Genomic DNA, 12,832 nt, shown 5'->3' on the forward strand with positions numbered 1-12,832 from the left:
CGGGTCGGCGTCACGGGATCCGGCGTCCCCGATCACCACTGACGTTGATCGGACCCGCACCCGCTTCGCGCCCTGCGAGACTGGCTCGGTGAACCCGCCCCGCGTCATCGCCACGGATCTGGACGGCACCCTCCTCGCTCCCGGGCGTGTCCTCACCGAACGATCCCGCCTCGCGCTGCGAGCCGCACGGGCCCAGGCGATCGCCGTGGTCGCGGTGACGGCCCGCCCGCCCCGCGTCTTCGACGAGTGGCCCGAACTCGCCGCCTGCCTCGACGCCGCGATCTGCGCGAACGGGGCGGTGGTCTACGACCCCGTCCGCCTCGAGATCGAAACCGCCCGCACCATCGAACCCGAAACCGCTGCGGCCGTGGCGAAGACGCTCCGCGCCGCCCTGCCGGGCAGCCGGGTCGCGGTCGAGACCGGCTTCGAGGTCGTCGCCGAGCCCGGGTACCGCAAAGTGGACACCGTCGGTGACAAGCGCGTCTTCGCCGACACCTTCGACGACGTCTTCACCACCGCCCGCGGCATCGTGAAACTCCTGGTCCATGACGCGGACCGCCGTGCCGACGCGATGCTCGCCGCCGCCCGCGCCGTCGCCCTCCTTGGCGTCCACCTCTCCCACTCGGGAGGCGCAGGGCTGCTGGAGATCACCGCCGCCGACGTCTCGAAAGCCACCGCGCTCGCCGCCTGGTGCGCCGCACGCGGCATCGGTCCGGCCGACGTGGCCGCCTTCGGCGACATGCCCAACGACGTCCCGATGCTCCGCTGGGCGGGCCGTTCCTTCGCCGTCGCCGGCGCACATCCGGAGGCGGCCGCCGCCGCCTCGGACCGGTGCGGGTCGAATGTCGAGGACGGCGTCGCCCGCGTGATCGAAGCGTTCCTCACCGCCGGGTGACGTCGTCCTCGAAAGCGAGTCCTTGGCGGCGTTCGTGAACACCGTGGCGACGGGCCCGCGGTGCATCGAGAGGTTCGGAGCCCCGCTACCAGCTGCGGAGATCGCCGTGGTGGGAAAGCCGCCGTGGTACGAGGCCCTCCAGGAGATCGGCATGGTCGACGCGCGGCTGCCCTGAGGCCGTCGACCGGGCCGCGGGCGCGCTTGCCTCCTCCTCGGTCGTTTGATTACATTTGACCTTGCTTCGGGGGGAAGCGGCCGCGCCCGCCTTCGGCGCTGCCCCGCGTTCCTCGGCTACCAAGGGTTCCTCGATGGATGACACGACCGACCCGAACCACCTGCACGGCGACGAGTTGGCACGGCTGCTTCCGGGCTTCCGGCTCGACCCCGAACCGGTCAGCTCGACCGGCATGAGCCAGGTCTTCCTCGCCACCGACATGAAGCTGCACCACCGCAAGGTCGCAGTCAAGGTCATGGCGGGCTACCTTTCGGCGCACCCGGGGTACCGCAAGCGGTTCCTCCGCGAGATCCAGCTCATGGCGAGCCTGGAGCATCCGAACATCATGTACGTGATCACCGCGGCCACGGCCCAGGACCGCATGCTCTACCTGGTCATGCCCCGCGCCGAAGGCGACCTGCGGGACCTGCTCACCCGCGGCCCGCTCGACCTGGCCGGGACGGTCGACACCGTCGTCCAGGTCGCGAAGGCGCTCGACTTCGCCCACGACCACGGCGTGGTCCACCGCGACGTGAAGCCCGGGAACATCCTCTTCGGACACGAAGGGCACGTCTACCTGAGCGATTTCGGGGTCGCGAAGGATCAGTTCGGCGAGGACCTCACCGCGTTCGGCGAGACGATCGGCACGCGCCGCTACACGGCCCCCGAGGTCTTCAGCAGCGCCGCAGCGGACCGGACCGGTCCCGAACCCGATGCGACCGCCAGGATGCTGCCGGCCACCCCGCAGGAACGCGCGGGCGACGTCTACTCGCTCGGTGCACTGCTCCACCACTGCGTGACCGGCCGCAGGCCCTTCGACCACCTCGACGACAGCGCCGCCGAAAGCGCGCAGCGCCGCGGCGAACTCACCCCGGTGAGCGAGCTGCGACCCCAGCTGCCCGCGACGCTCGATGCGGTGGTGGCGAAGGCGATGCACCTCGATCCGGACCGGCGCTACCGCACGTGCGGGGAGCTTGCGGCCGCGCTGTCACTGGCCGTCGGCCTCACCGAGGCCGGATCGGCGCTGCCGATCCTGAAGGACCTCCAGCAGCGGATCGGCTCGGTCGCAGCGGAACCGAGCCCGGTTCCCGCGGCCGCCCCGTCGCCGCGGTCGCGCTGGACGGGCGCGCTCGTCCCGGTGGTCTCGCTGCTCCTGGTGGCGGGGGTGCTGCTGTACACGGCGTTCGGGCCCGGCGCCGACGACGCCCACGGCACGGGCGGAGAGCCCACCGAGAGCGGGTCGCCCTCTCCCGACCCGACCGTGGTGCCCGTGACCGGCGAGGACCGGGTGGAGCGGCTCCCGGTGGAGGGCGAGTGCCTGGACGGCGCCCTCGAAGACGAGTACGTCGTCGTCTCCTGCGACTCCGAGCAGGCCACCGAGTACGTGTACGAGGTCGCGGTCTTTCCGGAGGACCCGAACCCTTCGCAGCCGGCCCACAACGACGCCTCCTGGATCGTCTGCGGGAGCGACGGCGTGACCGACTTCGACTACCGCTGGAGCGATTCGGCCTACGAGACCGGTGAGCCCTGGGACCCCGAGACCGGACTGCTCTACTTCATCATCTGCACCAGCGACGTGTGAGGGTCACTCCTCCCCGAGGCCGAGCCGCTCCAGGTCCTCCGGCACCAGCGTGGTGCTCTGGAGCAGCGCCCTGATCAGGTTGTCGTTCAAGGCGTTCCCGAGCGGTTCGCCGAGCGCCTCGTCGCGCAGCAGCCCTTCCACGCGGGGACGGTAGTCCGGGTGGGACAGGCGCTCGCGCACCCCGGCGACGATGCGCGCGGCGGTGCCCTCGTTCCAGTTCCGCTCGCTCGCGAGCGGGGAGCGCCGCATGTCGTCGGCGACCTGGCGCCAGGCCACCGGCTGCGGGCGCGGCAGCCCCTGGAGGTACCGCTGGGCCAGTGAGGCGAGCACCAGCCGCTCGACCCTGCCCAGCGGGTGCTCCAGCGGCGGCACGGTCTCGTCGTCGGTGCGCACGTCGCCGGGCGCCCGTCTGCCGCCGATGAGCCGGATCTCCAAGCAGTGCACCGCTTCCGAGAGGTCGCCGATGTACACGGGCGTGTAGGCGTCCTGGATCGGCCGCTCCTGGCCCGAGAGCAGCATCGCGTCGCCGGGGAAGAGCATCGGCAGCCTGCCCTCGTTGCGCATCGTCCACTCCCTGCCATGGCAGACGAGCCGCCCGTGGATCCGGCTGATGTGCTTGTCCTTGACGCCGAGTGGAATGTTGACGTTCGCCTCGTCGCGTCCGAAGAGGATCTCGAACGGGCGCGGCGGCACCGCCCACCCGACCTCCGCGCTGAGCGCGAACACGGTGCCCGGCGGCGCGGGCGGCAGCGGGTCCGCGCCCTCGGGCGCCTCCGGGACGCCTGCGGCGAGGCTGCGCACCCACCGCGGCAGGATCTGCGGAGGAAAGGCGGTCGTGCTCATCTCGAATGGTCCTCTCTGGCGACGATGCTCCAGAACCCGATTATGTGCGCCCCCGCCCGGGACCCCTCTCGCCGCACGGACCGGCGCGGGAGTCCATCCGGGACCGGTCTCGTCTCGGCGCTCCTACCCTGAAGGCCCGCAAGGGACACGCAGAGAGGGGCTGGTTCCGATGTTCGAGTTCTCGATCCTCGTGTTCGGCTGCTCGGCGGTGATCGGGCTGCTCTACACCGGCTTCCGGGCGCACCTGGCCGGCCTCCTCGCCGGTGCGCTGACGGGAGGGGTCACGGCGTGGATCGCCCTCGCCGCCGACGCCGAGAACGGCAGCGCACTGGCACGGGGCGCGCTGGCGGCCTTGATCGGGTTGCAGGTCGTCGCCTGGGGCACCCAGCGGCGGCTCCGCGCGGCAGCACTCCGCAAAGAGGCGAGGGAACTCGAGCGCAATCGGGCACTCGCCCGGCGGTATCGACGCACCGATGAGGAGTGGAGCCGATACCGGTCACCCGACTGACCGGCGCGCGTCTTCGAGGCCTTTCTCGTTCTCCGCGTGGTCGGCGATGCCGGTGAGGTCGCGGGCGGCGATGCGGCGGGCGAAGTAGTCGGCTTGGACGGCCCATCGGAAGCGCAGGAGGGTGGTCAGGCCGCGTTCGACTTCGGCGCGCGCGAGAACGCCTTGGGCGAGGTAGGCCTCGATCAGGGGGTCGGCGTCGTCGGGGCCTCCGACGTACATCACGGCGGAGGCGAGGTCGTACAGGTAGGGGCCGGGCATGGCGGTGGACCAGTCGATGAGTCCGCAAGTGCCGGTGCCCTGGTCGAGGCGTAATGCTTCAGGCGCAGGGTCGGTGTGGAGGGGTCCCCAGGTCAAGGTCGCGGGGTCGAGGTCGTCGAGGGCGGTGAGGGCGGCAGTGACGGCGGGGCGGACCCAGTCGCGGACGTCCAGGTGCTCGGCCTCCGGATCGACCCAGTGGAAGGAGTCGGCGGAAGGGATGCCGGCGCCGCGAAGCGCCGCATGGGCGCGGGCGAGGGTGGTGCCGATGATGCGCTGCTGCGCCGGACCGTCACCGGTGACGGGTTCGCCGGGAACCCAGGCCAGCAGCGCGAGCATCATGCCCTCGACGGTCACGGCGAGGCGACCGTCGCGGCTGCGCTCAGGTGCTCCGGTCGGAAGGTCGGGCCGGTCGAGCACGGCCGCTGCGGCGAGGCCGCTGGTGTAGTCGAAGACCGTGTCCGGAGCGACGGCTTTGGCGACCCAGCGACGCGGGCCCGCGGTGACGAACCAAGTACCGGAGTTCATGCCCCCGTGATGCGGCACAATCTGAGCATTGTGGAGTCGCCAGTGTTCGGCGAGGCAGGTGCGCAGGAGATCGTCGCTGATCATGCGCCACAGTCAACCACCGGCTCAGTGAGCGGGCAACGGCTTATCGAGCCCGCTGGCGGAAGGACTCATGGGCCTCACGCGCCGTCGACCGGGAGGCCGCCGACGTGTTCGCGCACCACCTGCCGCAGGCGCGCGAGTGCGCCTGATTCAACCGCAGCGCGCTCATCCGCGGCGTCGAATACCTGGGGCGCACCGCCGGGATCGACCAGAGCATCGCCATCCGGTGCGGCCTGCCGACCGTGCAGGCGCTCGCTGCGGGTCCGATGAGTCCGGCGGGGTGTCGCTCCCTGACTCTATGATCTTGGGGAACCTGCCGCCGCGCGAAGGACCGAGATGACCGAATACGTTGCAGTGCAGGAAGATCGACTGGAACTTCCGGCCGAATGGACGGAGTGGGTCCTGCCGCGGCGCGGGCATGGAACGGTCATTCCGGTCGAGCCGGACACCGCGGCGTCCGAGAAGGCCGCCGCCGCGGTCGAGGCGAGGCGCGAGGACGTCATCGCCGCGCTTGCAAGCGCCGAGTGTGATCCGGAGCTGTCGCGGGCCGGCCTGGCCCACCTCGGCGGCGAGCCGAACCCGACCGGCGCCGCCGCGGTGCTCACTCTGCTCCGGTTCGTCGAGCCCTTCCGGGGCTCGATGTTCCAGACGGGCGGCGAACGCGCCGTGGCCAACCGCGAGCTGTTCGCCGCGGTGGCCGCCGACTTCGGCCTGCCGTTCGCCGTGAGCACCGGCATCGAGGACCTCTCCATCGCGTTCCGGTGGGGCGTCCCGACGAGCGGGGGCCCGGCGGACATGCCCGCCTTGGTGGTCGGCGACGCGTCGAATATGAAGTGGATGGTCTGGTCGGACCGGGAAGGCGTCCTTCCGTTCGCCCGCGGGCTGATCGCCGCCGCGGGCGACGACGAGTACCGGCGCGTCGTGGAGTCCGCCGCCGGCCACCGCGCCACTGCGCTCAGGCGCGTCGCCGCGGCGATCCTGCTCCCCGGGGAGCGCGACTGGGTGGCGGACGCGTGCGACGCACGCGACGCCTACCGCGGCGACCCCTACATCGAGGAGCTCGTCTGGTCGATCGTGGCCGATGCGGACCAGCTGAAGCGATTGGGGCTCCCCCGGCTCGCTCCCAGCCTGGTCCGGCACCGCCTCGTGGCCGAGCTCGTGCGCAACCTCGGCGTCGACGCCCTCCCGGTCCTCGCCAAGTCCCTCGACCACAAGAGCCTCGACAACGCCCAGCGCACCTTGCTGTTCCAGGCGATCGCGCTCTTGCCCAGCGACGACGCCGCGAACCTCCTCGTGGGACGCGCCGCCGAACCGGGCGCGCTCGCCGCCGTCAAACCCGCCGCCGCCCGCTTCCCCCACCGCTTCGCGCGCGCGGTCGCCGCCGGCGCCGCCGTCATCGCTCCCGCCGAACGGGTCCGCCTCGCCGGAGCCCTCCGTCAGGAGGCGGTCCCGCTCGAGACCGTCCTGAAGGGACTGAATGAGACCGACAGGGCCGCGATCGAAACGCTGCTCGCCGAGGCCTCGCCGGAGATCGCCGCGCCCGACCAGCTCCCCGAGGTCTTTCGCACGCCGCCGTGGGCCGGGCACCGGCGGCGCCGGGCCGCCGAGCCGGTCCCCGGCCTCACCGCCCCTGCCGGTTTCGAGCTTCACTGGGGCCCAGGTGAACGCGAGGCCGCCCTGGCCCTGGAGCCCGGCTTCGCCGAGTGGGACGAGACCGAGTTCTGGACCTCGGACAGCGAGACCGGCCTGGGCTTCGCCGACCGGCTCCGCGGCCGCCTCGCCCGCGGCGGCGATCCCGAAGCGGTGCTCGGGAAACTGCGTGAGAGCCCGAAGCACGCGAGCGCCCTCGTCCCCATTCGCAGCGCCGAAGCCGCCGCCCTCGCCGCGGACTGGTTCGCCCGCCTCAAGTCCGGGCGCGTCCACGCGGCCGACTGGCTCGACCGCCACGGCGAGCACGCCGTGCGCTACCTCGTCCCCTGCGCGCTCGGCGACGACAAGCGCCTGCGCGACGGCGGCGAAGCCGCCCTGCGGTACCTGGCCCGTCGTCTCGGCGACCAGGCCGTGCTCGACGCGGCCGCTGCCTTCGGACCCGACGCCCTCGCCCGCGTCATGTCGCTGCTCGCCACCGACGCGCGCGTCCCCCTCTCCGGGTCCGTGAAGCCGGGCGACTGGGCCGATCCCGGCATGCTGCCGCCGGTCATGCTGCGCGGCAGCGAGACCGCGCTCCCCGTCGTCGCGGTGCGGCACCTCATCAGCGCGCTCGCCCTGTGGTCCCCGCGCCTGCCGTTCCCCGGCGTCGACGACTTCGCCGCCCACTGCGACCCCGGCCCGCTCCAGCGGTTCTCGCTCGCCCTGTTCGACCTGTGGCTGCGCTCCGACGCCCCCAGCAAGGACTCCTGGGCCGTCGACCAACTCGGCGCCTTCGGGAACGACGACACCGTCGCCGTCCTCGGCCCCCTCGTGGCCCAATGGCCCGGCCGCAGCCAGAACGACCGCGCGCACACCGGCCTCGAAGTCCTCGCCCACATCGGCACCGACGCCGCGTTCACGGCCCTGCGCGACATCTCGCGGGCCTTCAAGTTCGGCAACACCGTCACCGAACGCGCCCGCGAACTCGCCGAACGGATCGCCACCGCCCGCGGCCTCACCTTCGAGGCGCTCGCCGACCGCCTCACGCCCGACCACGGTGCGGGCGAGGTCGTCTCGTTCGACTACGGCCCCAGGCGCTTCCATCTCGCCTTCGACCGGCTCCTCACCCCGCACCTCACCGACGACGCCGGCAAGCCCCGCAAGGCCCTCCCCAAACCCGGCGTCCGGGACGACGCGGACGCCGCCAAAGCGTCCATCGCCCGCTGCAAGGCGCTCGTCAAGGCAGTTGAGGACACCGCTCACACCCAGGTTGAACTCCTCTGCGCCGCAATGCTGAACGGCCGCGTCTTCACCCTCGGCGACCTCCGCGTCCTCGACGCCCACCCCATCGGCGGGGTCTTCACCCGCCGCCTCGCCTGGTTCAGCCGCGGCGCCGGATTCCGCATCGCCGAGGACGGCGGCTTCGCCGACGTCGAGGACCGCGAGTTCCAGCCCGACCCGGACGCGATCCGCCTCGCCCACCCCGCCCTCCTGCGCGACGAGACCCCCGCCTGGATCGCCCTGTTCGCCGACTACGAGCTCCTCCAGCCTTTCGACCAGCTCGCGCGCCCCCGGCTCCACTTCACCGAGGAGGAACTCGAAACCGGCCGCCTCCGCCGCTTCGACGGCCTCCAGTGCGGCTACGCCGACCTCGGCGAACGCATCGGCTGGACCCACACGCTGCTCACTCCGGGACCCGACCTCGCCTGGGGCTGGCGGCTACAGCAGCCGCTCCCCGGCGGATGGCTGCTCGCCGAGGCCTCCCCCGAACCCGACAAGCACCGCCCCGAACCCGACCTCGTCCACACCGTGACCCGCGTACGGCTCCAAACCAACCGCAACCGCAGACCCGAGCACGCCCGCCCGCTTCCCGGCCGCGAGGTCGACCCCGTGGCCGCCTCCGAGCTCCTCGCCCGGCTCACCGGCGCCCATCCGAGCGACTAGCGGCAGCGCTGCCCGCCCCTAACTCCCCGCCCGTTCAGGTGACACGGCGGGACGCGGCCTCGAGCGTCGGACCCGCAGGGAATACTGAACGCGGCATCACGAACTTCGTCCCCGATCGAAAAGAGCACCGATGACCGCAGCGCACACCACCGAGACCTCGGCCGTCAGCGAAAGCGACGCCGAAACGACCGCCGTCGAAGCCCCGCTGTTCCTCGCCCCGCCCCCTTCCGAGAAGGCCAGCGCCCGCGCCGCGCTCCTCGCCGAGGCCCGTGAGGCCGCCAACGACAACCGCAGCGCCGCACCCGTCCTGCGGTTCTCCGCCGGCGGCTGACCCTCACGTCCGGTCCCGGCATGCGGCCCGGCTACAGTTCGTCGAAGCCGCACGGCGAGCGTTTTCACGCTGCCGCTCCCCTCTGGACGACGTCTCCGCGCAGGGCCTGAACACGCCGCGCCGCTGCGGGCTCCGCGCCACGGCGTCGTCGCATGGGAAGGAACGATCTGATGATCATCGACAGAGCCGAAGTCGTCGTCACCAGCCCCGATCGGAACTTTGTCACTCTCAAGCTCACCACCGACGACGGCCTCACGGGCCTCGGCGACGCGACCTTGAACGGCCGCGAACTCGCCGTCGTCGCCTACCTCAAGGACCACGTCGTCCCGCTCCTGCTGGGCCGCGACGCCCACCGCATCGAGGACACCTGGCAGTTCCTCTACCGGTCCGCGTACTGGCGGCGGGGCCCGGTCACGATGGCCGCGATCGCCGCGGTCGACATGGCGCTGTGGGACATCAAGGGCAAGGCCGCAGGGCTCCCCGTCTACCAGCTCCTCGGCGGCGCCTCGCGCACGGGCCTCCTCGCCTACGGCCACGCCTCCGGCAAGACCACCGAGGAGCTCTTCGACTCCATCCGCTCCCATCAGGAGCAGGGCTACCGGGCGATCCGCGTGCAGACCGGCGTCCCCGGCCTGAAGTCCATCTACGGGATCGCGTCGAACGCCACCTATGAAGCGATGCAGGGCGTCCGCTACGACCACGAGCCCGCTCAGCGCGGCGCACTGCCCAATGAGGAGGACTGGGACACCCGCTCGTACCTGCGGCACGTCCCCACCGTCTTCGAGGCGGTCCGGAACGAGTTCGGTCCGGAGCTGCCGCTGCTGCACGACGCGCACCACCGGCTCACGCCGATCCAGGCCGCGCAGCTGGGGAAGTCCCTCGAGCCGTACGACCTGTTCTGGCTCGAGGACGTCACGCCGGCCGAGAACCAGGAGGCCCTGCGCCTGGTCCGGCAGCACACCACCACGCCGCTGGCGATCGGCGAGATCTTCAACAGCGTGTGGGACTACCAGCAGATCATCCGCGAGCAGCTGATCGACTACGTGCGCTCGGCCGTGACCCACACCGGCGGCATCAGCCACCTCCGGAAGGTCCTCGACTACGCCGCGCAGTACCAGGTCAAGTCGGGCATGCACGGTCCCACGGACATCTCGCCGGTCGGCATGGCCGCCGCGATGCACCTGGGCCTGAGCATCCACAACTTCGGCATCCAGGAGTACATGCGGCACGGCGCCAAGACCGACGAGGTCTTCCAGCAGTCCTTCACCTGGTCCGACGGGTACCTCCACCCCGGCGACCAGCCGGGTCTCGGCGTCGGGCTCGACGCCGACGAGGCGGGCAAGTACCCGTACGTGCAGGCGTACCTGCCGTACAACCGCCTCGCGGACGGCACGGTCCACGACTGGTGAGGACCGCGCGCAGCGCTCGGACCGTTCGCTCTCGGAAGCGGCGCTTCCGATGGCGGTGCGGGGCCGCCGCCGCGCGATGCCCGCGTTCCGCGGCCGCGGGCGCCGGACGCTCCCGGGACTTACGTTGTACGGTACGTTCGCCGGGAAGGGGTGGACTATGGCTGGCAAGCGTGCGCCTGGACCGCAGGGCGGGTTGAGCCGGGAGCGGGTGCTGCGGAGTGCGGTGGCGATCGCCGACGAGCGCGGCCTGGCGGCGCTGACGATGCGCAGCCTGGCCGAGACGCTCGGGGTCGAGGCGATGTCGCTGTACCACCATGTGGCCAACAAGGAGGCGGTGCTCGACGGGCTGGTCGAGGTCGTCATGGCCGAGATCGAGGCGGCCGTGGGCGGCCTCGTTGCGCCGGAGCCCGAGGACGACTGGAAGACGGCGATGCGGATGCGGGTGCTCGCGGCCCGCGAGGTGCTGGTCGGCCATCCGTGGGCGCCGCGGGTGTTCGAGACGCGGACCGGCACGAGCCTGCCGGTGGCGCGGTACTTCGACGGGGTGCTCGGTCTGATGCGGCGCGGCGGGTTCAGCTACGAGCTGGGCCACCGCGCCTTGCACGCCTTGGGGAGTCGGGCGCTGGGGTTCTCGCAGGAGTTGTTCGAGCCTGACGGGGTGGAGGCCCCCGAGGAGGCGGTGGCGGCGATGGCCGAGCAGGTCCCGCACCTGGTGGCGATGATCGCGGACGCGTCGCACGGCGGCGCGCTGCTGGGCTGGTGCGACTACCAGGCCGAGTTCGAATTCGGTCTGGATCTGATTCTGGACGGCCTGGAGCGGTTGCGTTCGGAGGCCTAGAGACCGACGTTGTCCCTGTTCGCACGGTGGGCACCGCACCGCCCTTGACAGACTTACAACGTAAGCCTAAGGTGACTTACAACGTAAGACTGCGAAGGAGTCGCCATGAGGGCCATCGTCCAGGACCGCTACGGGCCGCCCGGGGAAGTGCTCGAGCTCAAGGAGATCGAACGGCCGGCTCCCGGCCCGGGCGAGGTGCTCGTCCGCGTGCGGGCCAGCAGCGTCAACACCCCGGACTGGATCGCGGTCACCGGCGTCCCCTACGCGCTGCGGCTGCAGGGCCGCGTGCGACGGGCTGCGAACGTGGTGCGCGGCAGCGATGTCGCCGGGATCGTGGAGGCGGTCGGCGCTGGGGTGGACTTCGGCGTCGGCGACCGGGTGTTCGGATCGCTGTGGACGAGCAGGTTCGTGACCGCCGGCGCGTTCGCCGAGTTCACCGCCGTCCCCGCGGAGCGGCTCGCGCCGATCCCGGCCGGAGTGGGGTTCGAGGAGGCGGCGGCCTCGGTCATGTCGGGCGTGACCGCGCTGTGCGCCATGCGGGACACCGTCGACGTCCGAGAAGGCATGAAGGTGCTCGTGAACGGTGCGTCAGGCGGCGTGGGGACCTTCGCGGTCCAGCTCGCCGCGCACTTCGGCGCGGAGGTCACCGGCGTCTGCGGGACATCGAACCTCGACATGGTGCGCGGACTCGGCGCCCGCCACGTCATCGACTACACCCGCACCGACTTCACCGAGGGGAGCGAGCGCTACGACGTCATCCTCGACAACGTCCTGAACCACCCGCCGAGCCGCACGGCCCGCGCGCTGGCCCCGGACGGCGTGCTCATCCCCAACAGCATCGGGAACGGCGGCGGCCTGCTCGCCGGGCTCGGGCGCATGGCCCGCGCCAGATTCCTGGGCGCGGCGGGCCGGGTCGACGTGCGCTTCTCCCCCTCAGAGGCGAGCCGCGAGAACCTCACGGCCGTAAGCGAACTGCTGGCCTCGGGCGCGATCAGAGCGGTGATCGACCGGTCGTACCCGCTGGAGGAGACGGCGCAGGCCGTGGCTCATATGCTCGGCCACCACGCCCGCGGCAACATCGTGATCAGCGTGCCGGAAGGACCCCAGGCACCATGAAAGCCGCTGTCCTTCAAAGAAGGGCAGCGGCTTCGTGTTTAAGAGCTGTGGAGGCTAGAGCGCGCGCAGGTTAGCGGCCTGCGGACCCTTGTTGCCCTGCTCGATGTCGAACTCGACGCGCTGGTTCTCTTCGAGCGACTTGTAGCCGTTGCCGGTGATCGCGGAGAAGTGAACGAAGATGTCGGGGCCGTCGCCCTCCGGAGCGATGAAGCCGAAGCCCTTCTCCGAGTTGAACCACTTAACGGTGCCTTGCGCCATGCTTAAATATCCTTGGTGTTGATGCTCAGACCGACGGTTGCAGTGCGGGTTTTGACGCCCGGAGTGCTCTACCGCCATGCGGTCTGATATTGCCGCCATTGCTGGCGCTTCACCACTTCGATTCGCATTGCTTTGAACCGACGTGACACATGGACCCTACAGCACTCCCGCCCGATTGCACCGGGCCCGCGTGGAAATTCTTCTCGCATTTGACTGTTTGCCCCTGAATGTCCCGTGATTTTGCGCAGATTGGTGCCGAAGGTCATGAGTCACGGGGGTCGTTTCGCACCTCGGCGGCCGCGAAATCGATGAGTGAGCGGCGCCTCGGTCTTGCAGAAAAAGGGCCGGGGCCCCACGCCGGGGGCGGGGGGCAGGGCCGGGCGGCGGCCCCGGGGGGGGTG

The 12,832-nt window shown here is 71.4% G+C and carries 11 protein-coding genes; 8 read left to right on the top strand and 3 right to left on the bottom strand.

Features of this window, described 5'->3' with window-relative positions; translation table 11 throughout:
* The first annotated feature begins 88 nt into the window (after positions 1-88).
* On the top strand, positions 89-895 hold the full coding sequence (locus tag QWI33_RS08195; protein WP_289956641.1) for an HAD-IIB family hydrolase: 807 nt from the start codon (positions 89-91) through the stop codon (positions 893-895).
* 308 nt (positions 896-1,203) lie between these two features.
* Positions 1,204-2,691: a serine/threonine protein kinase gene (locus QWI33_RS08200; protein WP_289956643.1), complete on the top strand. Its 1,488-nt coding sequence runs from the start codon at positions 1,204-1,206 to the stop codon at positions 2,689-2,691.
* A gap of 3 nt (positions 2,692-2,694) precedes the next feature.
* Here the strand turns inward: QWI33_RS08200 and QWI33_RS08205 are convergent, their stop codons facing one another.
* Complete coding sequence (locus QWI33_RS08205; RefSeq protein ID WP_289956645.1) at positions 2,695-3,534, bottom strand: FHA domain-containing protein; 840 nt, start codon at positions 3,532-3,534, stop codon at positions 2,695-2,697.
* A 169-nt stretch (positions 3,535-3,703) separates the two neighbouring features.
* Here QWI33_RS08205 and QWI33_RS08210 point away from each other — a divergent pair, with 169 nt between their 5' ends.
* Complete coding sequence (locus tag QWI33_RS08210; RefSeq protein ID WP_289956647.1) at positions 3,704-4,042, top strand: hypothetical protein; 339 nt, start codon at positions 3,704-3,706, stop codon at positions 4,040-4,042.
* Here QWI33_RS08210 and QWI33_RS08215 read toward each other — a convergent pair.
* Positions 4,031-4,909, bottom strand: a complete 879-nt coding sequence (locus QWI33_RS08215; RefSeq protein WP_289956648.1) for a phosphotransferase enzyme family protein — start codon at positions 4,907-4,909, stop codon at positions 4,031-4,033. The two genes, QWI33_RS08210 and QWI33_RS08215, sit on opposite strands and share 12 nt — an antisense overlap.
* A 333-nt stretch (positions 4,910-5,242) precedes the next feature.
* Between QWI33_RS08215 and QWI33_RS08220 the strand changes: the two genes are divergently transcribed.
* From QWI33_RS08220 to QWI33_RS08240, 5 genes are all read left to right on the top strand, one after another.
* Positions 5,243-8,479, top strand: coding sequence for a DUF4132 domain-containing protein (locus QWI33_RS08220; RefSeq protein WP_289956650.1), 3,237 nt, complete (start codon positions 5,243-5,245; stop codon positions 8,477-8,479).
* Positions 8,480-8,609: 130 nt separating this feature from the next.
* Entirely contained in the window at positions 8,610-8,810 is a 201-nt protein-coding gene (locus QWI33_RS08225) for a hypothetical protein (protein ID WP_289956652.1), read from the top strand.
* Positions 8,811-8,980: 170 nt separating this feature from the next.
* The gene (gene manD / locus QWI33_RS08230) at positions 8,981-10,219 is read left to right on the top strand and encodes a D-mannonate dehydratase ManD (protein WP_289956654.1); all 1,239 of its coding nucleotides are present in this window, start codon (positions 8,981-8,983) and stop codon (positions 10,217-10,219) included.
* A gap of 157 nt (positions 10,220-10,376) precedes the next feature.
* Positions 10,377-11,057, top strand: coding sequence for a TetR/AcrR family transcriptional regulator C-terminal domain-containing protein (locus QWI33_RS08235; protein ID WP_289956657.1), 681 nt, complete (start codon positions 10,377-10,379; stop codon positions 11,055-11,057).
* Between the two features lie 105 nt (positions 11,058-11,162).
* Positions 11,163-12,173: an NAD(P)-dependent alcohol dehydrogenase gene (locus tag QWI33_RS08240; RefSeq protein ID WP_289956659.1), complete on the top strand. Its 1,011-nt coding sequence runs from the start codon at positions 11,163-11,165 to the stop codon at positions 12,171-12,173.
* A 54-nt stretch (positions 12,174-12,227) separates the two neighbouring features.
* Here QWI33_RS08240 and QWI33_RS08245 read toward each other — a convergent pair whose 3' ends face one another.
* Positions 12,228-12,431, bottom strand: a complete 204-nt coding sequence (locus tag QWI33_RS08245; protein ID WP_205324737.1) for a cold-shock protein — start codon at positions 12,429-12,431, stop codon at positions 12,228-12,230.
* Positions 12,432-12,832 lie beyond the last annotated feature (401 nt).

The organism is Glycomyces tritici (assembly GCF_030403505.1).

What these genes read in the sequence shown, in the direction of transcription:
- QWI33_RS08200 (WP_289956643.1), top strand. Translation starts at nt 1,204, where the DNA reads ATGGATGACACGACCGACCCGAACCACCTGCACGGCGACGAGTTGGCA.
- QWI33_RS08205 (WP_289956645.1), bottom strand. Translation starts at nt 3,534, where the DNA reads ATGAGCACGACCGCCTTTCCTCCGCAGATCCTGCCGCGGTGGGTGCGC.
- QWI33_RS08210 (WP_289956647.1), top strand. Translation starts at nt 3,704, where the DNA reads ATGTTCGAGTTCTCGATCCTCGTGTTCGGCTGCTCGGCGGTGATCGGG.
- QWI33_RS08215 (WP_289956648.1), bottom strand. Translation starts at nt 4,909, where the DNA reads ATGATCAGCGACGATCTCCTGCGCACCTGCCTCGCCGAACACTGGCGA.
- QWI33_RS08220 (WP_289956650.1), top strand. Translation starts at nt 5,243, where the DNA reads ATGACCGAATACGTTGCAGTGCAGGAAGATCGACTGGAACTTCCGGCC.
- QWI33_RS08225 (WP_289956652.1), top strand. Translation starts at nt 8,610, where the DNA reads ATGACCGCAGCGCACACCACCGAGACCTCGGCCGTCAGCGAAAGCGAC.
- manD (WP_289956654.1), top strand. Translation starts at nt 8,981, where the DNA reads ATGATCATCGACAGAGCCGAAGTCGTCGTCACCAGCCCCGATCGGAAC.
- QWI33_RS08235 (WP_289956657.1), top strand. Translation starts at nt 10,377, where the DNA reads ATGGCTGGCAAGCGTGCGCCTGGACCGCAGGGCGGGTTGAGCCGGGAG.
- QWI33_RS08240 (WP_289956659.1), top strand. Translation starts at nt 11,163, where the DNA reads ATGAGGGCCATCGTCCAGGACCGCTACGGGCCGCCCGGGGAAGTGCTC.
- QWI33_RS08245 (WP_205324737.1), bottom strand. Translation starts at nt 12,431, where the DNA reads ATGGCGCAAGGCACCGTTAAGTGGTTCAACTCGGAGAAGGGCTTCGGC.